We start from the raw sequence: 22735 nt of genomic DNA on the forward strand, positions 1-22735 counted from the left end.
CGAAGGCGCGCAGCGCCTCGTACGCCATCGCAGGGCCCAGGTCGGAGCCGCCGATGCCGATGTTGACGACGTTGCGGATGCGCCTGCCGGTGTGGCCGGTCCACTCACCACCGCGGACCCGGTCGGCGAAGTCGGCCATCTTGTCGAGCACGGCGTGGACCTTGGGGACGACGTTCTCGCCGTCGACCTCGATCACCGCGTCCCGCGGGGCGCGCAGGGCGGTGTGCAGGACGGCGCGGTCCTCGGTGATGTTGATCCGCTCGCCGCGGAACATGGCGTCGCGCAGCCCGAACACGTCGGTGGCGGCGGCCAGTTCCTGGAGCAGGGCCAGCGTCTCGTCGGTGACGAGGTTCTTCGAGTAGTCGACGTACAGGTCTCCCACGCGGAGCGTGCGGCCGGTGGCGCGCTCCGGGTCGGCGGCGAACAGCTCGCGCAGCCGCACCTCGCCGAGCTGCTCGCGGTGCTTGGCCAGCGCGGCCCATTCGGGCGTCTGGTTGAGCCTGGTACGGCCGTCTGCGTTCATGTCGGACGTCAGCCTTCTTCCTCGGGTGTCCCAGCCGTCCCTGCTGTCCCGGCTGTTCCAACCTAGTTGATCAGGAAATGAAGGCGATCGGCGCGGACGGAGGCTAGATCTCGCCGCGCAACTTGGCGAGCGCCTCGGCGAGGATCGCCTCGCCGTCCTCGTCGCTGCGGCGCTCGCGCACGTACGCGAGGTGGGTCTTGTAGGGCTCGGTGCGCGGCGGGTCCGGTGGGTTGTCCCGGTCCTGTCCGGCGGGGAAGCCGCAGCGCGGGCAGTCCCAGGTCTCCGGGACCTGGGCGTCGCTCGCGAAGCTCGGCTGTGTCTCGTGTCCGTTGGAGCACCAGAAGGAGATGCGCAGACGCGGCGCGGACTCGCCACGCTCGGCCTCGCCCATCGGCCCCGCCCCGACCCGGCTTCCCCGGATCGCGTTGCCACTTGCCACGGTCGTAACTCCCTGCGTGATGGTGCCGCGAAGCGAGTCGGCGTTTCGCTTCGCTGCGAGCGCCTCAGTCTACGTAAGGCCCAACGCGCGTCCAGTGATTGGAGTTACAAGCCCCAGCACGCAGACGCAAGCCCCATGATAGGCGGCGCCGTGGAGCGCGTACCGGACATGGGGCTTTACGTGCACAAGTGCGGGACGGGTCAGTTGTTCGCCTTCATCAGCAGGCCGAGCACCATGATGCACGCGAACCAGCACAGACCGACCACCACGGTGATCCGGTCGAGGTTGCGCTCGGCGACCGAGGAGCCACCGACGGACGACTGCATGCCGCCACCGAACATGTCGGAGAGGCCGCCGCCCTTCCCCTTGTGCATCAGCACCAGCAGCATCAGCAGCAGGCTGAAGACGATCAGGGCGATCGAGAACCCCAAAACCACGGCTGGACCAACTTCCTCGGATTCGGATGAACGACGGGGGCACGGTGACAGCAGGCCACCATGCCCCCGCAAGGGTACGACGTATCGCGGCTGGCGCATACTCACTGGTCGATCTGCCGACCGACCTGCCGCCGGCTACTGGTCGCGGAAGCGGACGATCTTGACGAACTCGTCCGAGTCCAGCGAGGCGCCGCCGACCAAGGCGCCGTCGATGTCGGGCTTCGACATGATCTCGGCGACGTTGCCGGACTTGACGGAGCCGCCGTACTGGATGCGGACCTTGTCGGCCAGCTCCTGCGAGTACAGCTCGGCGAGCTTGCCGCGGACGGCCGCGCAGACCTCCTGGGCGTCGTCGGCGCCGCAGACCTTGCCGGTGCCGATGGCCCACACGGGCTCGTAGGCGATCACGACCGTCTCGGCCTGCTCGGCCGGGAGGTCCTTCAGGCCGCCCTCGACCTGGGCGAGGGTGTGGTCGACGTGGTTGCCCGCCTCACGGACGTCCAGCTCCTCGCCGACGCACAGGATCGGGGTCAGACCGTGCTTGTAGGCGGCCTTGACCTTGGCGTTGACGAGCGTGTCGCTCTCGCTGTGGTACTGGCGGCGCTCGGAGTGGCCGATCGCGACGTAGGTGCAGCGCAGCTTGGCCAGCATCGGGCCGGAGATCTCGCCGGTGTAGGCGCCGCCGTCGTGGGCGGAGATGTCCTGGGGGCCGTACTTGATCTTGAGCTTGTCGTGCTCGACCAGGGTCTGCACCGAGCGCAGGTCGGTGAAGGGTACGAGGACGGAGACCTCGACGGCGTCGTAGTCCTTGTCCGCGAGGGCGAAGGCGAGCTTCTGGACGTGGGCGATGGCCTCGAGGTGGTTGAGGTTCATCTTCCAGTTGCCCGCCATCAGCGGCGTGCGGGTGGTCATCGGGTCAGTCCTCCAGTGCGGCGAGGCCGGGGAGCGTCTTGCCCTCGAGGTATTCGAGGGAGGCGCCGCCGCCGGTCGAGATGTGGCCGAATGCGTTCTCGTCGAAGCCGAGCGTGCGCACGGCCGCGGCGGAGTCGCCGCCGCCGACCACGGTGAAGCCCGGGCCGTCGACGAGTGCCTGGGCGACCGCTTTGGTGCCCTCGGCGTAGTCGGGGTGCTCGAAGACGCCCATGGGCCCGTTCCAGAAGACGGTGGCGGCGTCGGCGAGCTTGGACGCGTACAGATTGCCGGACTCGGGACCGATGTCCAGGCCCATCCGGTCCGCCGGGACGGCGTCCGCGGCGACGGTGGTGGCGTCGGCCGGGGCCTTGGTCTTGAGGTCCGGGAACCCGGGCCCGGCCACGACGTCGACGGGCAGGACCAGCTCGACGCCGTTCTTCTCGGCGCGCTCCATGTACTCCTTGACGGCCGGGATCTGGTCCTCCTGGAGGAGGGAGATGCCGACCTCGTACCCCTTGGCCTTGAGGAAGGTGTACGCCATGCCGCCGCCGATGAGGATCCGGTCGGCCTTGCCGAGGAGCTGGTCGATGACGGCGAGCTTGTCGGAGACCTTGGCGCCGCCGAGGGCGACGACGTAGGGGCGCTTGACGTCGTCGGTGAGCTTCTTGAGGACGCCGACCTCGGTGGCGATGAGGTAGCCGGCGTAGTGCGGGAGCCTCTTCGGCAGGTCGAAGACCGAGGCGTGCTTCCGGTGCACCGCGCCGAAGCCGTCACCGACGTAGACGTCCGCGAGGCCGGCCAGCTTGTCGGCGAAGGCGGCGCGCTCGGCGTCGTCCTTGCTGGTCTCGCCTGCGTTGAAGCGCAGGTTCTCGATGACGGCGACGCCGCCGTCGGCGAGGCCGGACACCGTGGACTCGGCGGAGGTGCCGACCGTGTCGGTCGCGAAGGCGACGTCGGCGCCGAGGAGTTCACCGAGGCGGGCAGCGGCCGGGGAGAGGGAGAAGGCCGGGTCCGGGGCGCCCTTGGGGCGGCCCAGGTGCGAGGCGACGATCACGCGGGCGCCCGCGTCGGCCAGGGCCTTGACGGTGGGCACCACGGCGCGGATGCGGCCGTCGTCGGTGATGGTGGTGCCGTCCAGCGGCACGTTCAGGTCGGCGCGGACGAAGACGCGCTTGCCCGCGACGCCTTCGGAGAGCAGTTCGTCGATCGTCTTCAAGAGGGCTCCTGGGTTCTCGGATCGCTCGTGATCCTACGAGGGCTGGTCGCTGCGGACGCGACGCAGGGCCCGGACGGCGCGACCTTGCGCTGCCCGAGCCCTGCTACCGCATCGCGGTGCCTGCTGAAGTCGCTCAGAGCTGGTTGCCGACGAAGACCGTGAGGTCGACGAGGCGGTTCGAGTAGCCCCACTCGTTGTCGTACCAGCCGAGGATCTTCACCGACTTGCCGTCCTGGACCATGGTCAGGGAGGAGTCGAAGGTGCAGGAAGCCGGGTCGCCGACGATGTCCGAGGAGACGATCGCGTCCTCGGTGTAGAACAGGAAGCCCTTGAGGTCGCCGTCGTCGGCGGCCTTCTTGAACGCGGCGTTGACCTCGTCCTTGGTGACCTCGCGCTGGAGCTCCACGACCAGGTCGGTGGCCGAGCCGGTGGGGACCGGGACGCGCATCGCGATGCCGTCGAGCTTGCCCTTGAGCTGCGGGAGGACCAGCGCGGTGGCCTTGGCGGCACCCGTGGTGGTCGGGATGATGTTCTCCGCGGCGGCACGGGCGCGGCGCAGGTCCTTGTGCGGGAAGTCCAGGATGCGCTGGTCGTTGGTGTACGCGTGCACCGTCGTCATCAGGCCCTTGACGATGCCGAAGTTCTCGTCGAGGACCTTGGCCATCGGCGCCACACAGTTGGTGGTGCAGGAGGCGTTGGAGATGACGTGGTGGTTCGCCGCGTCGTACTTCTCCTGGTTGACGCCCATCACGATGGTGATGTCCTCGTCCTTGGCCGGAGCCGAGATGAGGACCTTCTTGGCGCCACCGGCGATGTGCTTCTCGGCGTCCGCCTTCTTGGTGAAGATGCCGGTCGACTCGATCACGATGTCGACGCCCAGCTCACCCCAGGGGATGTCGGCCGGGTTGCGCTCGGACAGGACCTTGATGGTCCTGCCGTCGACGGTGATGGTGTCCTCGGTGTGCGTGACCTCTTGCTTGAGGCGGCCGAGGATGGTGTCGTACTTCAGCAGGTGGGCGGTGGTCGCGGTGTCACCCAGGTCGTTGACAGCCACGATCTCGATGTCTGCACCCTGCTCCAGCAGCGCGCGGAAGTAGTTACGACCGATGCGGCCAAAGCCGTTGATGCCTACGCGGATCGTCACGAACCGATCTCCTCGTTGGTACGCCGGCCCGATGTGCCGGCGAGCTGTATTTGGGATGTCCCCGACCACGTCCGACCCTACCTCTCCGGGGCCTCGGGGGTGACATCGAGACGGCCCGTACCCGGCAGGGCGGTCCGTACCCGCCAGTAGGGGTACGGACCGCCCTGGTCCCGGGGACCGATCACCCGATTTGGCTACACCGGGTCAGTCCCCCGCGGGCCGGGATTCACTCGTCCAGGGCACGCAGCGCCCGGCGGAGCAGTGCCGCGCGGGCGTCCGGTTCGGTGAGGTGTTCCAGACCGAAGCCCAGCAGCACGGTGTCGTCCGTGGTGACCGCGCCGTACGTCTGGAACAGGGTTCCGGTGCGGGTCCAGTCCTTCAGGACGGCGGGGCTGCCCGCCGGGGGTCCGGAGACCTGCCAGGCACCCAGCGAACTCTCGAAGCCCTCGGTCTGCGTAGCCGTGCCTCCGACGACCAGGGAGGCCTCGTCGGCGAGGACGCCGCGGCCGCCGCTGCCGGGGTCGGTGACGTAGGCGATCGAGACGTCGACGGACTTCCCGGCGTAGGCGCTCAGGTCGAACTCGACCTGTTTCCAGCCGCCCGAGGAGCCGGTGAGGCTGTTCCACTGTCCGGTCGTGCCGGTCGCGGTGCAGCCGTCGTCGGAGAGGGTCAGGTAGTGCTCCAGCCAGGGGTGCCCGGCCAGGTAGAACCCGGCCGCGCACTCCGCGGGCACGGCCGTGCCGGTGGCGCCGCCCGCCTCGGGGAGCGTGGTCCAGTCGTCGGCGCCGGTGGTGTGCGCCTCGACCAGGGCGTTGTCGTAGCCGGTTTCGGTGTCCCACAGCAGTTGGGTGCGGAGCGTGGGGCGGTCGGAGGCGGTGACGCCGGTGAGGTCGACGGTGCGGGTGAGGCGCTTGTAGGCGTCGTCGGTGTGCACTGCGGCGGCCATCCACTCGCCCGCGTAGGGCCCGTACGGGTTGACCGTCCCGGCGAACTTCCCGGCGCCCTCGCTCGCGAACTGCGGGTAGGTGTCGGGGTCCAGCTCGTCGGAGGTCACGCTGTAGGTTCCGGCGGCGTCCAGCGGGTTGCCGGGGGCGTCGCCGAGCGTGCCGTCGGCTCCGTCGAGCGTGCCGGAGCCGGTGAACCCGGTGGCGCCGGAGGTCGAGGTGCGGGTGTAGGCGCCCAGGTAGTACTGGCTGAAGTCGTCGGACAGGGTGCCGCCGCCGAGGTCGACGTCGCCGCCGGCCTGCTCGCCGGCCTCGATCAGCTTGCCGCCCTCGTTGAGGAAGGCGCGCAACTGGAGCTGGGTGGCGTTGCCGGGCACCGCGGCGCCCGTGTAGTGGACGACGGTGTCGAAGTGCCCGAGGACGCCGAGCGAGTCGGGAGCGCCCTGCGTGGCGACGTCCCAGACGGCCGCGCGCCGGCCGTTGGCCTTGAGGGCGTCCACGTACGTACGGGTCCGCGTGGCCTTCGCGCCCTCCTCGGCGACGACGAGGACGTCGGCGCGGGGCCGCTCGGCGATCGTGTATGTGAAGTGCTCGCTCTCGGTGCGCTTGCCGTGCCTGCCGTGCTTGTCGGGGTTGCCGTGCTTGTCGCGGCTTCCCCGCTCCGTCTCGCCGGTGAACCAGACCTCGACGCGGTCACCGGGGCCGCCGCGCCTCACCTTGGCCCGGTACTCGTCGAAGTAGAGGTTGTCCTCACCGCCGTACGTCTCGCCGCCCCGCCAGGGCCGCAGCCTCACGTCGTGCGTGCGCCCGCCGTTGACGCGGTACTTCAGCTCCTTGTCGCGCACGGACTTGCGTACGACGACGGAGACCTCCTGGTCGGCGCCGCGCGCGTAGGAGGTGGTGAAGGGGGCCGGGGTGAAGTCGGCGGCGTCCAGGCCGACCGAGGAGGACGGCCGGTCGGGGTGGGCGGCGGACTCGGCGACGGACAGCGCGAACGGGATGTTCTTCGCGAACTCCTGCTGGATCAGCTTCTCGTCGTCGGGGAAGTTGAAGCCCGACTGGCAGTCGCGCGCGTTCCACTGGTCGTCGGGGTCCACGTCGGAGGCCGTCTTGCAGGTCGACATCTCCGGGGTGAACATCGCCATGCCGTTGACGTTGGCCGCGTGTCCGTCGGCCTCGCCGTTGGTGGTGTACAGCTCCGAGGAGACCTGCGGGTGGTAGCCGGGGATCGCGGAGTTGTCGGGGGTGCCGGCGAGTGCCTTGTAGAGGACGTCGTCCGGGGTGTTGGTGGCCACCTGCCAGCCGACTCCGTAGAGGAGGAGTTCGGCGGCGGAGTGGTAGTTGATGCCGTACGTGAAGCCGATCCGCTTCTGGAAGGCGTCCAGGGCCTTGGTCTCGGGCTCGGAGCCGGGGCTCGCGCCGCGGTAGGTCTCGCTGGTGGGGTTGGGGGACGAGCCCTCGTCGTCGTAGCCCCACTTGTAGGCGAAGTTGCGGTTGAGGTCGACGCCGTCTCCGGTGCTGATGGTGCCGTCGCCGTTGACGTCGCGCAGGTTCTTGCGCCAGAGGCGGTTGTCGGTGTTCTCGAAGGTGTAGTCGTAGCCGTCGGGGTTGGCCGACAGGACGAACCACAGCTCGGTGGAGTCGACGATCTTCCTGATCCGCCGGTCCTTCTTGTAGTTGTCCAGGTAGTGGTGCATCAGCCGCCGGGTCATCTCGGGGGTGATCCACTCGCGCGCGTGCTGGTTGGACATGTAGAGGACGGCCGGCTTGGAGCCGTCCTTCGACTTCTTCGCGTGTTTGGTGAGCTTGAGCGCCAGGATGTCCTGGCCGTTCACGGTCTTCCCGATGGAGACGACCTTGGTGAGCCGGGGGTTGTCCCGGGCGGTCCGCAGGATCTCCTCGCGCAGGCCGCCGCTGCCGCTGTACGGGCGGAAGACGCCGTCGGCGGCGTCCTCGACGCGCTCCTCGGCCTGGGTGGACAGGGTGTGCTCGGTGAGGTCGACGCCCTGTTTCTCCAGCGTGCCGGCCTGCTTCTCGGTGAGGTAGAGCTCGACGGGGGCCGTACCCCGGTCGGGTACCTGCTCGCCGAGTTCGTGGCCGTCCTGCCCGGCGGCCAGCAGCAGGGGTACCTGCTCGCGGGTGACGTCGGCGCGGAAGACCTTCACTTCGTTCGCGTCCGGGGTCCCCGGATCCGCGGGTTGTGCCTGGGCGATGGGTGCGAAGCTCGCTCCGCCGATCAGGAGCGCGCCGACGGCGAGGATCGATCTCGCTCTTCGTCTCATGAAACCCCCTGGATGGGGCCTGTCCGACAGGCCTGGGTTCGCCACAGCAGCGAACAGATGCCAGGCTCATGACAGCTCATGATCGAGTCAAGAGTGCGGCAAGGACACGCGAAAGCCGGTGCCGGTCACCCAAGTGGGCGACGGCACCGGCTTGTTGACGCCTTGTTGAAGCCTGGTTGACCGCCTTGTCGACGGCCTTCTGATGGCCTGCTGACTGCCTTGTTGACGGCCTGCTGATGGCCTGCTGACTGCCTGTCCAGGGCCTTTCCAGGGCCTGTCCACGGCGCGGCCCGTCGGCCGTCCGCGGCCCGGACTCGCTCAGCCGACGAGGTTGTCGGCCATTTCCTCCTCGCCGAGGTTGGCGTCCGTGCCGGCGATACCGAGGTCGGAGGCGCGCTTGTCCGCCATGGCCAGCAGGCGGCGGATGCGGCCGGCGACGGCGTCCTTGGTCAGCGGCGGGTCGGCGAGGGCGCCCAGCTCCTCCAGGGAGGCCTGCTTGTGCTCCATGCGGAGCCGGCCCGCGGCGGCGAGGTGCTCGGGCACGTCGTCGGCGAGGATCTCCAGGGCGCGCTGGACCCGGGCGCCGGCGGCGACGGCCGCGCGGGCCGAGCGGCGCAGGTTGGCGTCGTCGAAGTTGGCGAGGCGGTTGGCGGTGGCCCGGACCTCGCGCCGCAGCCTGCGCTCCTCCCAGGCCAGCACCGCGTCGTGGGCGCCGAGCCGGGTGAGCAGGGCGCCGATCGCGTCGCCGTCGCGGACCACGACCCGGTCCACGCCGCGCACCTCGCGGGCCTTGGCGGGGATCGAGAGCCGACGGGCGGCGCCGACCAGGGCGAGCGCGGCCTCGGGGCCGGGGCAGGTCACCTCCAGGGAGGAGGAGCGGCCGGGCTCGGTGAGCGAACCGTGCGCGAGGAAGGCCCCGCGCCAGGCGGCCTCGGCGTCGCAGGTGGCCCCCGAGACCACCTGCGGCGGCAGACCCCGGATCGGGCGGCCGCGGCCGTCCACCAGGCCGGTCTGCCGGGCGAGCTGGTCACCGCCCGCAACCACCCGAACGACGTAACGCGAACCGCGGCGCAGCCCGCCCGGCGCCATCACGATCAGCTCCGAGCTGTGCCCGAAGATCTCCAGGATGTCCTGCTTGAGCCGGCGGGCCGCCCGCGCGGTGTCCAGCTCCGCCTCGATCACGATGCGCCCGCTCACCAGGTGAAGGCCGCCGGCGAACCGCAGAATGGCGGAGACCTCCGCCTTTCTGCAGCAGGTCCGGGTGACGGGGAGCCGGGAGATCTCATCCTTCACCGCTGCCGTCATCGCCATGGGCCGATCCTTCCATGCATCCGAAAAATACGGTCGTACGCGGCGGCCAGCAGCTCCGGGTCGTGCCTCGGGGTCCCGTCGGTCCGGGCGACCGGAGCCAGCTCGACCGCGGCGCCGAACCGTTTCGCGGCGTCGGTGAGCGAGTCACGGTCGGGCACGGCGGCCTCGTCGGCCAGCACCACGTCCAGGGCGAGTTTAGGGGCGTGTCGTCCCAAAACCTCCAAATGACGCTGCGGAGAGAAGCCCTCGGTTTCTCCGGGCTGCGGGGCGAGGTTCAGCGAGAGCACCCGGCGGGCCTTCGTCTCGACCAGCGCGTCCAGCAGATCCGGCACGAGCAGGTGCGGAATGACGGAGGAGAACCACGAGCCGGGGCCCAGCACCACCCAGTCGGCGTCCAGGACGGCGTCGACCGCGTCGACGACGGCGGGCGGACCGCCCGGCACCAGGTGCACGGACTGCACCTCGCCGGGCGTGAGTGCCACGGTCGCCTGTCCCCGTACGGTCTCCACCTCGTCGGGCCGGTCGGGGTCGTGGCCCTTGACCAGGGCCTGGAGCTCCAGCGGGACGGCGGACATGGGCAGCACGCGCCCGTGCGCGCCGAGCAGCTTGCCCACCAGGTCCAGCGCCTGGACATGGTCGCCGAGCTGCTCCCACAGGGCGACGATCAGCAGATTGCCGACCGCGTGTTCGTGCAGGTCGCCCTGGGACTGGAAGCGGTGCTGGATGACGCGGGCCCAGGTCTGGCCCCAGTCGTCGTCGCCGCACAGCGCGGCCAGCGCCTTGCGCAGGTCGCCGGGCGGCAGGACGCCCAGCTCGTCGCGCAGACGCCCGCTGGAGCCGCCGTCGTCGGCGACGGTGACGACGGCGGTGAGGTCGCCGGTGATCCGGCGCAGTGCGGCGAGCGAGGCGGACAGGCCCATGCCGCCGCCGAGGGCGACCACCTTGGGCTGGGCGCCCCGGCGGCGCGGCTTGCCACCGCGCGCCTGTTCGGGCCGGGCGGTGCGGGCGTCGGCGGGTCTGCCGCCGCGTCCCTCGGGCACCACCCGGCGCAGCCTGCTCAGCCGCGGAGTACGTCCTGTCATTCCCCTGTCATTCCCGTCCCATGTCCCGGTGGACGACCACCGTCTCCACGCCCTCGGCGGCGAGCCGGGCGGCGAGCTTCTCCGACATGGCCACGGACCGGTGCTTGCCGCCGGTGCAGCCGACGGCGACGGTCACATAGCGCTTGCCCTCCCGACGGTAGCCCGCGGCGATCAGTTGGAGCAGCTCGGCGTAGCGGTCGAGGAACTCCTTGGCCCCGGGCTGGTTGAGGACGTAGCTCGACACCTCCTCGTTGAGGCCCGTGAAGGGGCGCAGCTCCGGCACCCAGTGCGGGTTGGGCAGGAACCGCATGTCGACGACGAGGTCGGCGTCGACCGGGAGGCCGTACTTGAAGCCGAAGGACATCACCGTGGCCCGCAGCTCGGGCTCCTCGTCGCCCGCGAACTGGGCGTCCATCTTGGCGCGCAGCTCGTGCACGTTGAGACTGGAGGTGTCGATCACCAGGTCGGCGTCGCCGCGCAGCTCGCGCAGGAGTTCCCGCTCGGCGGCGATGCCGTCGACGATGCGGCCGTCGCCCTGGAGGGGATGCGGGCGGCGCACCGACTCGAAGCGGCGTACCAGCGCGTCGTCGGAGGACTCCAGGAAGACGATCCGCCGGGTGACGCCGCGGGCGTCGAGGTCCGCGAGGGACTCGCGCAGGTTGTCGAAGAAGCGCCGGCCGCGGACGTCGACGACGACCGCGATGCGGGCGACGTTGCCCTGGGAACGGGCGCCGAGCTCCACCATGGTGGGGATCAGCGCGGGCGGGAGGTTGTCGACGACGAACCAGCCCAGGTCCTCCAGACACTTGGCGGCCGTCGAGCGGCCGGCTCCGGACATGCCGGAGATGATCACCAGCTCGGGGATGGCCGCCTCGTGCGCCCCGGCCGCTTCCTTGCCCGTACTCACCTGTGCTCCGTCGTCCTGGCGCGGCTCGGAGCCGGCCGTCTGCGGGCCCGTGTCCTCGCCGGTCGTGCCGTGGGCCCGTTCTGGCCCCGTGGTCGGCCCTGCCTGTTCTCGCCCCGTCGTAGGCCCGGTCTGTTCTCGCCCCGCTGTGGCCTGTGCCTCGTGCTCGGTCATCTCTCCTGCCCCCGTCGTTCGTCCGGGGTGCCCGCGGACACGGGCTCCCCCGGGGCATCCGCCCTCGTCTCGGGTGCCCCGTCCTCGTCATCCATGATCTCTCCGGTCGCCGTGTTCACGGCGGGAGCGGCCGGGGTGGCCCCGGCGAGGGCGACGGCCACGGTCTCGGCCGTCTTGCGGCCTATGCCGGGCACCTCGCAGATCTGGTCGATCGTCGCCGACCGCAGCTTCTTCACCGAACCGAAGTGCTTGATCAGCGCCTGCTTGCGGGTCTCCCCCAGGCCGGGCACGTCGTCCAGCGGACTGGAGCGGAAGCGCTTGGCGCGCTTGGCGCGCTGGTATGTGATCGCGAACCGGTGGGCCTCGTCGCGGACCCGTTGCAGCAGGTACAGGCCCTCGCTGGTGCGGGGCAGGACGACCGGGTCGTCCTCACGGGGCAGCCAGACCTCCTCCAGACGCTTGGCGAGACCACAGACGGCGATGTCGTCGATGCCCAGCTCGTCCAGCGCCCGCTGGGCGGCCGCGACCTGCGGCTGCCCGCCGTCGACGACGACGAGCTGGGGCGGGTAGGCGAAGCGCTTGGGACGGCCGTCGTCGTCCTTGAGCGCCGGGCCGTCCATGAGGTCGGCACCGTCGTCCGAAGCGGCTTGCCCGGACGTCCCGCCCACACGGCCAACGACACCCGGACCACCGGGCCCACCCTCCCCGTGCGGCGCACCTTCGCCGTGCGGTGCGCCCTGCCCGTGGGGCGCGGCTTGCCCGTGGGACGCGCCCTGCCTGTGCGGCGCGGATTGGCCGTGCGGCGCACCTTCGCCGTAGAGCGCGCCCTGCCCCTGGGGCGCGGATTGCCCATGGGGCGGGGTTGGGCCGTCCGTGACGGGTCGGCCGTCGGGCGCCGGTTCGCCGTTCGTGGTGCGTGTGCCGTTCATGGCGGCTGCGGTGTCCTCGGCTGCTTGGCCGTCCGTGGCGGGTGCGGCATCCCCGGCAGGTGCCGCGTCCCCGGCGGGTGCGGCACCCGCCGCGAGTGCGGCATCCGCGGTGGGTGCGGCGGGTGCCGCGTTCGTGTGTTGATCGCCGTTGTCCGGTTCGTCGCCGTCCACCCACTCGCCGGTCCTCTCCTTCTCGGCGAGATAGCGGCGGAAGCGGCGGGTGATGACCTCGTGCATGGAACGGACGTCGTCCTGTCCCGCGAAGCCCTTGATCTGGAATCGGCGGTATTCGCTCTTCCGGGCCAGCCCGTCCTCGAAGACGACCATGGAGGCCACGACGTCGTCGCCCTGGAGGTGCGAGATGTCGTAGCACTCGATCCGGAGCGGGGCGCTGTCCAGATCGAGGGCTTCGGCGATCTCCTCCAGGGCGCGCGAGCGCGTCGTCAGGTCGGAGGCGCGCTTGGTCTTGTGCAGCACGAGGGCCTGCTGCGCGTTGCGCTGGACGGTCTCCATCAGCGCCTTCTTGTCGCCGCGCTGCGGGATGCGCAGCGACACGCCCGACCCACGGCGGTCGGTCAGCCACTGCTGGACGGGCTCCACCGGGTCGGGCAGGGCGGGGACCAGGACCTCCTTGGGGACGGCGTCCCCGGTCTCCTCGCCGTACAACTGCTGGAGGGCGTGCTCGACGAGGGCGCCGGTGGTGACCTCCTCCACCTTGTCGGTGACCCAGCCGCGCTGGCCGCGCACGCGTCCGCCGCGTACGTGGAAGATCTGGACCGCGGCCTCCAGCTCGTCCTCGGCGACCGCGATCAGGTCGGCGTCGGTGGCGTCGGCGAGCACGACCGCGCTCTTCTCCATCGCCTTCTTGAGGGCTCCGATGTCGTCGCGCAGGCGAGCGGCCCGCTCGTACTCCATCTCCTCGGCCGCCTCGGCCATCCGCCCCTCCAGGCGGCGCAGGTAGGCGCCCGTGCGGCCGGCCATGAAGTCGCAGAACTCCTCGGCCAGCTCCCGGTGCTCCTCGGCGGAAACCCGCTCCACGCAGGGGGCGGAGCACTTGCCGATGTAGCCGAGCAGACAGGGTCGGCCGGTGCGGACGGCGTTCTTGAAGACGCCGGCGGAGCAGGTGCGCACCGGGAAGACGCGCAGCAGGAGGTCGACCGTGTCGCGGATCGCCCAGGCGTGCCCGTACGGCCCGAAGTAGCGCACGCCCTTCTTCTTGTGGCCGCGCATCACCTGTACGCGCGGGAACTCCTCGTTCATCGTCACCGCGAGGTACGGGTAGCTCTTGTCGTCGCGGTACTTGACGTTGAACCGGGGGTCGTACTCCTTGATCCAGGAGTACTCGAGCTGCAGCGCCTCGACCTCCGTGGACACCACCGTCCACTCCACGGACGCCGCGGTGGTGACCATGGTGCGGGTGCGGGGGTGGAGGTTCGCCAGGTCCTGGAAGTAGTTCGCCAGGCGCTGGCGCAGGCTCTTCGCCTTTCCGACATAGATCACCCGGCGGTGCTCGTCACGGAACCTGTACACCCCCGGGGAGTCCGGGATCTCTCCCGGCCTGGGGCGGTAGCTGGAGGGGTCGGCCATGACTCACACCCTACTGGCGAGGACCGACACTTCGACGGGGCTGTGGACGACGGGCCGCACCCCCTGTGGACGGCCCACCGGGAAGCCCGGAGAGGACGCAGCGGGGCCGTTCGGTCACGCCGCGTGGCCCCCGGGACGACGGGCCCGTGCGTTCTCGGCCAGGAGCGCGTGACGGTCGGGCGCCAGGTGTTGTCGGGACTAGGTCAACACGCTTCAATGCGGGGGGACTCGGGGCCCTGAAGCGCGGCGTACGGATGTGAAGACCTCTGCGCCGCGACCGGGGGGCGGCCCCGGCCGATCCGTGTCGACGGTCTGACCAGCCGCCGTGAACTTCACAGAAAGGCCCCTGCATGCCGCACGCCACACAGCTCGCGGACGTCGCCACCGCGCAACTCGACTCGGCCCTGCGCGGTGGCCCCTTCCACGTCGCTCTGCGCGCCGCGATCGCCGCTCGCGGACTGCCGCTCCAGCGCGTGCAGCACCATCTGTCGCGCCACGGGGTGAAGGTGGGCGTCACGAGTCTGAGCTACTGGCAGCAGGGCGCCCGCCGCCCGCAGCGCCCGGAGTCCCTGCGGGCCGTGCGGGCCCTGGAGGAGATACTCCAGTTGCCCGAGGAGTCGCTGATACGCCTGCTCGCCGAGGCCGACGAGGAGACCCCGGAGCGGCGGCCGGCCGCCCGCTCCTACCGCGCCCACCTGGCGGCCTCGGGCGTTCTGGACCAGCTCCTGGCCGAGCTGGAACACCCTTCGCCGGACGGCGGGGTGCACACCCTCGGGCACCACGAACGGATCCGGATCGGGCCGCGCCGCGAGCTGGCGGGACGCGAGTCGCACCACATCGTCCGCGCGCACCGCGACGGCGTCGACCGCTTCGTCGCCGTCCACTACGGCGATCCCGGATGCGCTCCCGAGCAGATGACCGTGCACGCGCTGGAGAACTGCCGCACGGGACGTGTCCGCACCCATCAGGACACCGGTGTGCTCGTGACCGAGCTGCTCTTCGACACGCGGCTGCGGGCCGGCGACACCCATCTCTTCCGTTACGGCGTCGAGGACGGTACGGCCGGGGTGTCGCGCGAGTACGTGCGCGGGTTCGCCACGGCGGGCGGGCAGTACGCGCTCCAGGTGCGCTTCGACGCCGCGGCCCTGCCGGTGCGCTGCCACCGGTTCACACAGCACTCGCCGGCGGCACCGCGCGGCGGCCGGCAGGAGCTGACTCTCAGCGGACAGCACCACTCGGTGCACCTCGTGGAGCCGCGGGTGCGGTCGGGGATGCTGGGGATCGGCTGGGACTGGGAGTAGGACGCCGGACGTGCCGGTCAGGTCCCGGGGCTCGCGACGATCCGGCCCTGCTCGACCTCGACCGGCAGTTCGATGAGCGGCGCGGTCGCCGGGGCGTGCAGCACCTCGCCGGTGCGGGCGTCGAACTCGCTGCCGTGGCAGGGGCAGACGAGCTTGGTTCCCTCCAGCTTCCTGATGGGGCACCCCGCGTGCGTGCAGACCGTGCTGAACGCCTTGAGGGAGCCGTCCTCGGCGCGGCTGACCACCACGTTCCCGTCCGTGTGGAGCTTGGTCGTGCCCTTGGCGACCTCTCCGTCCGCGCCGAGGTCCACGGGCGCGGTCGGCCTGGCCGGCGCGGCACCGTCGTCGCCCGGGGAGCAGGCGGCCAGGCCGAGTCCGGCGACGGGCGTGAGAGCCGCCGAGCGCAGGACGGTACGGCGACTCGGGGCGGGGCGGCCGGGCATGGAATCTCCACTGGTCGGGAGGGGCGTGCTGATGCAGGGCGACGATATCCGGAGCTTCCGGCCAGCGGGCGGGGCGGGTATGGACGACGGACGTAAACGCTTGCGCAATCGTTTACGTCCGTGCCCGGATGGGATACGGTCCCCGCCAGTACCCGCGCAAGCACACGCGGGGAGCCGGCACGACGGCAATACGCGACGGCAGTACGTGGGGAAGGGAGCATGCCGATGCCGACCATGGTCGATGTGGCGCGGAGCGCCGGGGTCTCCGTGGCGACCGTCTCGCACGTGCTCAACGACACCCGCCCGGTGCTGCCGCACACCCGCCAGGCGGTGCTGGACGCCGTCGAGGAGCTGGGCTACACCCCGAACACCCTCGCCCGTTCCCTGGTGACCGCGCGCACCCGCTCCATCGGGCTCGCGGTGTCGGCGATCAGCAACCCGTACTTCACGGAGATCCTCCAGGGCGTCGAGGCCAGTGCCCTGGAGCACGGTTACAGCCTGCTCATCGCCGACCCGCACGACGATCCGGGGCACGAGCGCAAGGTCGTCCAACTGCTGCACGAGCGGCGCGTGGACGGCATGATCGTGGCGCCCTCCGCCGACCCGCGCGACCTCCTGGCCTACCTCGGACGCCACCGTGTGCCGGCCGTGTTCCTCGACCGGATCGTCGACGCGCCCAAGAGCGACGGTGCGCCGCGCTTCGACCAGGTCTGCGCCGAGAGCGCCGAGCCGACGACCCGGCTGGTCGGCCACCTCGCCGGCCTCGGCCACCGCCGGATCGGCCTGGTCGCGGGCCGGCCTGGGCTCAGCACCACCCGCGAGCGGATCACCGGGTACCGGCACGGCCTCGCCGCCGCCGGGCTGCCCTTCGACGAACGGCTGCTGGTCCACGGCGACTCCGAGGCGGCCGGCGGCGAACGAGCCACGGCGGACCTGCTGTCCCTGGCGGTGCCGCCCACCGCGCTGGTCACCGCCAACAACGCGATGACGATCGGTGCCCTGCGCGCGCTCCGGGACCGGGGCCTGTCCGTGCCGGGTGACCTCGCGCTGTGCTGCTTCGACGACTTCGCCTGGGCGGACCTCTTCTCGCCCCGGCTCACCGCCGTCGCCCAGCCCAGCAGGGACCTGGGCGCGCAGGCCGTCCGGCTGCTGCTGGAACGCCTCGCCGCACCGGACCGTCCCGCGCGGACCGTGCGGCTGCCCTGTGCCTTCGTCCACCGCACCTCCTGCGGCTGCGAAGAGCGGCCCGGACGGAACGAGCAGCCCGAGCAGTCCGAGCAGTCCGAGCAATTCACGCAATTCGCGCAGTCCGAGCAAGCCCCTATGCCAAGGCTCACGAAAGGACCGTCCCGTGATCGTCGTCGCCGGTGAGGCACTGATCGACCTGGTACCGCAGGGCACGGGCGCCCTCGCCGCACTGCGGCCGGCGCTCGGCGGCGGTCCGTACAACACGGCCGTCGCGCTGGGCCGTCTCGGCTCGCCCGCCGCGTTCTGCTCGCGGGTGTCGTACGACGCCTTCGGCGAGGCGCTGCTCGACCGGCTGCGGGAGACCGGGGTGGACGTCTCGCCGGTGCAGCGCGGGCCCGAGCCGACGACCCTCGCCGTGGCCTCGCTCGACGCGGACGGCTCGGCCGCGTACTCCTTCTACGTGGACGGGACGGCCGACCGGCTGTTCACGGTGCCCGACGCGCTGCCGTCCGGTACTCGGGCCGTCTCCTTCGGGACCTGTTCGCTGGTGCTGGAGCCGGGCGCGAGCGCGTACGAGGAACTGCTGCGCGAGACGGCCGCGCGGGGCGTGTTCACGGCGCTGGACCCGAACATCCGGGCCGGGCTGATCGCGGACCCGGACGCGTACCGGGCCCGGTTCAAGAGCTGGCTGCCGTCCGTGTCGCTGCTGAAGCTGTCCGCCGAGGACGCCGAGTGGCTCGGCGGCACACCGCGGGAGTGGCTCGCGGCGGGCCCGGCCGCGGTCGTGGTCACCCGGGGCGGTGCCGGTCTGACGGCGTTCCCCCGTGACGGAGGCGAGTACACGGTGGCGGGCGAGCGGGTGGAGGTGGTGGACACGATCGGCGCGGGCGACACGGTGAACGCGGCGCTGCTGCACGGTCTCGCGGCGCGCGGCGCGCTCGACGGACCGGCTCTCGCCGCCCTGGGTCCGCAGGGCTGGGCCGGGCTGCTGGGCTTCGCCGCCCGCGCGGCGGCGGTCACCTGTTCCCGCGCGGGCGCGCAACCGCCGTACGCCCACGAGGTCGCCGTCTGACGGGCTCGGCCGGCAGCGGCTACGGTCCCGTCCTTCAGACCGCCGGGCGGACGGCCCGCAGGGCTCCCGGGCGGCGACCGTTCAGACGGTCCAGGCCGGCGGCCGTGGCGTCGTCCGCGGGCAGGTGTACGACGATGCGCTGGCCCTCCTCTGGCAGCGCCAGCGTCTCGTGCAGCAGCCGAAGCGGTCCGGCCTCCGGGTGCTCGAGGTGCTGGGTGCCGACGCGCCGGGCCGCCACGCCCAGGTCGGCGAACCGGTCGGTGAACGCCGCCCCCGCCGTCACCGTCAGCTCGTCGGCCAGGTCGTTCACGTACGGGTCCCGCAGCGGCGCCGCGTGCCGGAGCTGGGCGACCAGGTCGTCGGCCACGTGGTCCCAGTCGGGGTAGGCGACGCGGGCACGTCTGTCGGTGAACAGGTACCGGAGCAGGTTGGGCCGCTCGTCGTCCAGCAGCCCGATCGGGCCGGTCAGCCGGGCGTAGCCGCCGGTGTGGGCGAGGACGTCGCCGATCCGGTTGAGCACCACGGCGGGACTCGGCTCCAGCCGGTCCAGTACGGCCCGCACGGTGGGGCGCGCGCCGCTGCCGAGCGGCGGGGCCGCGGCGCAGAGCAGCGGGTCGCCGCCGTCGGCCTCCGCGGTCAGGCGGCGCAGCAGCATCCGCTCCCGCAGGGACAGGTTGAGCGCGTCGGCGAGGGCGCCGAGCACCTGGGCCGACGGGTTGCGGTCGCGGCCCTGTTCCAGCCGGGTGAGGTACTCGACGCTGACTCCGGCGAGCGTGGCCAGTTCGGCGCGGCGCAGGCCGGGGGTGCGGCGGCGCGGGCCGGTGGGGAGCCCCACCTCGGCCGGGGTGACGGACTCGCGCCAGGTCCGCAGGAACGTGCCCAACTCGTTGTCGCTCACCTCTGGAACGTACCAATGCGGGCGGGAGAAAGGGTGGCCCTGCCACTACCACGCTCGGGCCGGTCTCCCTGGCGGGGCGCTCGGCCCGCAGGGTGGACGGCATGACGAACGACATCGGCGCCTCCGCCGCCGCTCTGCCCATCGCTCCTGGTGAGTGGGTCCTGGACCCGTTCCACTCCTCGGTGAACTTCACCATCCGCCATTTCGGCATCGCCAAGGTCCGGGGCCGCTTCACGGGGTTCGAGACCGAGCTTCACGTCGGTCGGAGGGCCGAGGACGTCCGGGTGTCCGCGACGATCGACCTGTCCTCCATCGACACCGGGAACACCGACCGGGACGCGCACGTGCGCGCCTCGGACCTGCTCGACGTCGGAAAGCGGCCGACGATGGCCTTCCGCTCGAAGCGGGTCTCGGGCGAGGGCGAGGACTGGACCATGGAGGGGGAGCTGACGATCGGCGACGTGACCCGTCCGGTGGCGCTGGCCGTGGAGTTCGGCGGGCTGGTGGACGTGCCGATGGGCGGGAACCGGCACGCGGGGTTCGAGGCGACGGGTGAGATCCGGCGCAGCGAGTTCGGCCTGGACTTCGCGCCGGGGCTGCTGGGAGAGGTCGTGAAGATCCAGCTCGACATGCAGTTCGTGGAGCCGGAGCCGGCGGGCGCCTGAGGGGCGTGCGCCGCGCGGACGACGCCGGGCCCCACGGATGATCCCGTGGGGCCCGGCGCTGTCGGAACTCAGGCCTTGCTCGTCCGCGTGGTCTTCTTCGCGGCGGGCTTGGCGGCCTTCTTGACCGTGTCGGCAGTCTTGGCCGTCTTGGCCGCCTTGGCCGTCCTGGTGGCGGTCACCTTATTCGCGGCCGTGCCGGTGACCGTCTTCGTGGCGGTCTTCTTGGCGGTGGCCTTGGTCGCGACCGTCTTCGCCGCCGCCTTGCGCGGCAGGGTCACCGAGGCCGCGTCGCTGACCCGGTCGGCACCGAGGACGTCCTGCAGGAACTTGCCGGTGTGGCTGGCGGGGATGCCGGCGACCTGCTCGGGCGTGCCCTCGGCGACCACAAGGCCGCCGCCGCCACCGCCCTCGGGGCCCATGTCGACGACCCAGTCGGCGGTCTTGATCACGTCGAGGTTGTGCTCGATGACGATGACCGTGTTGCCCTTGTCGACCAGGCCCGCGAGGACCGTCAGCAGCTTGCTGATGTCCTCGAAGTGCAGACCGGTGGTCGGCTCGTCCAGGACGTAGACCGTGCGTCCGGTGGAGCGGCGCTGCAGCTCGCTGGCGAGCTTGACGCGCTGGGCCTCGCCGCCGGACAGGGTGGTCGCGGACTGGCCGAGCCGGACGTAGCCGAGGCCGACGTCCTTCAGGGTCTTCATGTGCCGGGAGATGGCGGGGACCGCCTCGAAGAAGTCGGTCGCCTCCTCGATCGGCATGTTCAGGACGTCGGCGATGGACTTGCCCTTGTAGTGGACCTCCAGGGTCTCCCGGTTGTACCGGGCGCCGTGGCAGACCTCGCACGGGACGTAGACGTCCGGGAGGAAGTTCATCTCGATCTTGATTGTGCCGTCGCCCGCGCAGTTCTCGCAGCGGCCGCCCTTGACGTTGAAGGAGAACCGGCCGGGCAGGTAGCCGCGGACCTTCGCCTCCGTGGTCTCGGCGAACAGCTTACGGACGTGGTCGAAGACGCCGGTGTACGTCGCCGGGTTCGACCGCGGGGTGCGGCCGATGGGCGACTGATCGACGTGGACGACCTTGTCGACGAGGTCGTCGCCGTCCACGCGCGTGTGCCGGCCGGGGACGCTCCGCGCCCCGTTCAGCTCGCGCGCCAGGTGTGTGTACAGGATGTCGTTGACCAGGGTCGACTTGCCGGATCCGGAGACGCCGGTGACGGCCGTGAAGACGCCCAGCGGGAAGGACACGTCGATGTCCTGGAGGTTGTTCTCACGGGCGCCGTGCACGGTGAGCCGCCGGGAGGGGTCCTGCGGGCGGCGGATGTCGGGCAGCGGGATGGCCTTCTTGCCGGACAGGTACAGGCCGGTCTGCGACTCGGCGTTGTCCAGCAGCTCCTTGAGGGAGCCGCTGTGCACCACCTTGCCGCCGTGCTCGCCCGCGCCGGGGCCGATGTCGACGATCCAGTCGGCGACCTTGATGGTGTCCTCGTCGTGCTCGACGACGATGAGCGTGTTGCCCATGTCGCGGAGCCGGACGAGGGTCTCGATCAGCCGGTGGTTGTCGCGCTGGTGCAGGCCGATGGACGGCTCGTCGAGGACGTAGAGCACGCCGACGAGTCCGGAGCCGATCTGGGTGGCCAGGCGGATGCGCTGGGCCTCGCCGCCGGAGAGGGTGCCTGCCGCGCGGTTCAGCGAGAGGTAGTCCAGGCCGACGTCGACCAGGAACCGCAGCCGCTCGTTGACCTCCTTCAGCACGCGCTCGGCGATCTTCTTGTCGCGGGCGCTGAGCTTCAGCTCGCGCAGGAAGTCGGCGCAGTCGCTGATGGACATCGCCGAGACCTCGGCGATGGACCTGCCCATGACGGTGACCGCGAGGACGAGGGGCTTGAGGCGGGTGCCCTCGCAGGTGGGGCAGGGCACCTCGCGCATGTAGCCCTCGAAGCGCTCGCGGCTCGAGTCGCTCTCGGCCTCGCTGTGCCGGCGCTTGACGAAGGGGATCGCGCCCTCGAAGGCGGTGGTGTACCGGCGCTCGCGGCCGTACCGGTTGCGGTAGCGGACCTCGACCTGCGTCTTGTGGCCGTGCAGCAGGGCTTTCCTGGCGCGCAGCGGCAGCCCCGCGAAGGGGATGTCCGTCCGGAAGCCGAGGGCGTCCGCGAGGGCGCCGATCAGGCGGCCGAAGTAGTCCTTGGTGTGCCCGTGCGACCAGGGGTGGATGGCGCCCTCGTCGAGGGACTTGTCCTCGTCCGGGACGATCAGCTCCGCGTCGACCTCCATGCGGGTGCCGATGCCGGAGCAGTCGGGGCAGGCGCCGAAGGGTGAGTTGAAGGAGAAGGAGCGGGGCTCCAGCTCCTCGAAGGACAGGTCGTCGTTCGGGCAGTACAGGTGCTCCGAGTACATGCGCTCGCGCTCGGGGTCGTCCTCGGGGAGATCGACGAAGTCGAGCACGACCATGCCGCCGGACAGGCCGAGCGCGGTCTCGACGGAGTCGGTGAGGCGGCGCTTGGCGGTGTCCTTGACGGTGAGGCGGTCGACGACCACCTCGATGGTGTGCTTCTCCTGCTTCTTCAGCGTCGGCGGGTTGGACAACTGGACGGTCTCGCCGTCCACCCGCGCGCGGGAGTAGCCCTTGGTCTGGAGGTCGGCGAAGAGGTCGACGAACTCGCCCTTGCGCTCGCGCACCAGCGGGGACAGCACCTGGAAGCGGCTGCCCTCCGGCAGCTCCAGGACCTTGTCCACGATGGCCTGCGGCGACTGGCGCGTGATCGGCCGGCCGCACTCGGGACAGTGCGGCTTGCCGATGCGGGCGAAGAGCAGGCGCAGGTAGTCGTAGACCTCGGTGATGGTGCCGACCGTGGAGCGCGGGTTGCGCGAGGTCGACTTCTGGTCGATGGAGACCGCCGGGGAGAGGCCCTCGATGAAGTCCACGTCCGGCTTGTCCATCTGGCCGAGGAACTGCCGGGCGTAGGAGGAGAGGGACTCCACGTAGCGCCGCTGGCCCTCGGCGAAGATGGTGTCGAAGGCCAGGGAGGACTTGCCCGACCCGGACAGGCCCGTGAAGACGATGAGCGAGTCACGAGGCAGGTCGAGCGAGACGTTTTTCAGGTTGTGCTCGCGCGCGCCACGGACGATGAGACGGTCGGCCACGCCGGTCCGCACCTTTCTTGAGAGAAGTGACAGGGGCGGGGCCCCCGTCTTTCTCAGACTAGGGGGAGCCACTGACAACGCCGGTCGGATTCACCGGTTGTCAACAAACCCCGACTTCCCAGCATGCCCGACGCCGCATCCGAC

The 22735-nt window shown here is 71.2% G+C and carries 17 protein-coding genes and 1 pseudogene; 4 read left to right on the top strand and 14 right to left on the bottom strand.

Features of this window, described 5'->3' with window-relative positions; translation table 11 throughout:
- The 11 genes and pseudogenes from KUM40_RS41825 to uvrC all read right to left on the bottom strand — a co-directional run.
- Positions 1–523: pseudogene (locus tag KUM40_RS41825) on the bottom strand (glucose-6-phosphate isomerase); the annotation flags it as partial.
- Between the two features lie 103 nt (positions 524–626).
- Complete coding sequence (locus KUM40_RS35195; protein WP_078491545.1) at positions 627–962, bottom strand: RNA polymerase-binding protein RbpA; 336 nt, start codon at positions 960–962, stop codon at positions 627–629.
- 200 nt (positions 963–1162) lie between these two features.
- Positions 1163–1399, bottom strand: coding sequence for a preprotein translocase subunit SecG (gene secG, locus KUM40_RS35200; protein ID WP_078535794.1), 237 nt, complete (start codon positions 1397–1399; stop codon positions 1163–1165).
- Between the two features lie 135 nt (positions 1400–1534).
- Complete coding sequence (gene tpiA, locus KUM40_RS35205; protein WP_217170371.1) at positions 1535–2311, bottom strand: triose-phosphate isomerase; 777 nt, start codon at positions 2309–2311, stop codon at positions 1535–1537.
- 4 nt (positions 2312–2315) lie between these two features.
- A complete protein-coding gene (gene pgk / locus KUM40_RS35210; protein ID WP_217170372.1) occupies positions 2316–3527 on the bottom strand; it encodes a phosphoglycerate kinase in 1212 nt (403 codons plus the stop codon).
- Between the two features lie 133 nt (positions 3528–3660).
- Positions 3661–4671, bottom strand: coding sequence for a type I glyceraldehyde-3-phosphate dehydrogenase (gene gap, locus KUM40_RS35215; protein WP_217170373.1), 1011 nt, complete (start codon positions 4669–4671; stop codon positions 3661–3663).
- A gap of 226 nt (positions 4672–4897) precedes the next feature.
- The gene (locus KUM40_RS35220) at positions 4898–7897 is read right to left on the bottom strand and encodes a M14 family metallopeptidase (RefSeq protein ID WP_217170374.1); all 3000 of its coding nucleotides are present in this window, start codon (positions 7895–7897) and stop codon (positions 4898–4900) included.
- A 318-nt stretch (positions 7898–8215) separates the two neighbouring features.
- Complete coding sequence (whiA, locus tag KUM40_RS35225) at positions 8216–9208, bottom strand: DNA-binding protein WhiA (RefSeq protein ID WP_217170375.1); 993 nt, start codon at positions 9206–9208, stop codon at positions 8216–8218.
- Entirely contained in the window at positions 9199–10290 is a 1092-nt protein-coding gene (yvcK, locus tag KUM40_RS35230; RefSeq protein ID WP_217170376.1) for a uridine diphosphate-N-acetylglucosamine-binding protein YvcK, read from the bottom strand. The genes whiA and yvcK overlap by 10 nt, the downstream gene beginning before the upstream one ends.
- A 7-nt stretch (positions 10291–10297) precedes the next feature.
- A complete protein-coding gene (rapZ, locus tag KUM40_RS35235; RefSeq protein WP_217170377.1) occupies positions 10298–11368 on the bottom strand; it encodes an RNase adapter RapZ in 1071 nt (356 codons plus the stop codon).
- Positions 11365–13884, bottom strand: a complete 2520-nt coding sequence (gene uvrC / locus KUM40_RS35240) for an excinuclease ABC subunit UvrC (RefSeq protein WP_217170378.1) — start codon at positions 13882–13884, stop codon at positions 11365–11367. Before uvrC ends, rapZ begins: the two co-directional genes overlap by 4 nt.
- A gap of 350 nt (positions 13885–14234) precedes the next feature.
- On the opposite strand from uvrC, the gene KUM40_RS35245 reads away from it, so the two are divergent.
- Positions 14235–15185 carry a hypothetical protein gene (locus tag KUM40_RS35245; protein WP_217170379.1) on the top strand — a complete coding sequence of 317 codons (951 nt, stop codon included), beginning with the start codon at positions 14235–14237 and terminating at the stop codon, positions 15183–15185.
- 17 nt (positions 15186–15202) lie between these two features.
- Here KUM40_RS35245 and KUM40_RS35250 read toward each other — a convergent pair whose 3' ends face one another.
- Positions 15203–15628 carry a Rieske (2Fe-2S) protein gene (locus KUM40_RS35250; RefSeq protein WP_217170380.1) on the bottom strand — a complete coding sequence of 142 codons (426 nt, stop codon included), beginning with the start codon at positions 15626–15628 and terminating at the stop codon, positions 15203–15205.
- A 225-nt stretch (positions 15629–15853) separates the two neighbouring features.
- Between KUM40_RS35250 and KUM40_RS35255 the strand changes: the two genes are divergently transcribed.
- Both KUM40_RS35255 and KUM40_RS35260 read left to right on the top strand, forming a co-directional pair.
- Positions 15854–16999 carry a LacI family DNA-binding transcriptional regulator gene (locus KUM40_RS35255; RefSeq protein WP_217170508.1) on the top strand — a complete coding sequence of 382 codons (1146 nt, stop codon included), beginning with the start codon at positions 15854–15856 and terminating at the stop codon, positions 16997–16999.
- A complete protein-coding gene (locus KUM40_RS35260; protein WP_217170381.1) occupies positions 16980–17888 on the top strand; it encodes a carbohydrate kinase in 909 nt (302 codons plus the stop codon). The genes KUM40_RS35255 and KUM40_RS35260 overlap by 20 nt, the downstream gene beginning before the upstream one ends.
- A gap of 34 nt (positions 17889–17922) precedes the next feature.
- Here the strand turns inward: KUM40_RS35260 and KUM40_RS35265 are convergent, their stop codons facing one another.
- Complete coding sequence (locus KUM40_RS35265; RefSeq protein ID WP_217170382.1) at positions 17923–18786, bottom strand: helix-turn-helix domain-containing protein; 864 nt, start codon at positions 18784–18786, stop codon at positions 17923–17925.
- Positions 18787–18887: 101 nt separating this feature from the next.
- On the opposite strand from KUM40_RS35265, the gene KUM40_RS35270 reads away from it, so the two are divergent.
- Positions 18888–19451: a YceI family protein gene (locus tag KUM40_RS35270; protein WP_217170383.1), complete on the top strand. Its 564-nt coding sequence runs from the start codon at positions 18888–18890 to the stop codon at positions 19449–19451.
- Positions 19452–19519: 68 nt separating this feature from the next.
- Here KUM40_RS35270 and uvrA read toward each other — a convergent pair whose 3' ends face one another.
- A complete protein-coding gene (gene uvrA, locus KUM40_RS35275; protein ID WP_217170384.1) occupies positions 19520–22591 on the bottom strand; it encodes an excinuclease ABC subunit UvrA in 3072 nt (1023 codons plus the stop codon).
- Between the last annotated feature and the right edge of the window lie 144 nt (positions 22592–22735).

The sequence above is a fragment of the Streptomyces sp. AC512_CC834 genome, from assembly GCF_019049325.1.
In the GTDB taxonomy this organism is placed as follows: domain Bacteria; phylum Actinomycetota; class Actinomycetes; order Streptomycetales; family Streptomycetaceae; genus Streptomyces.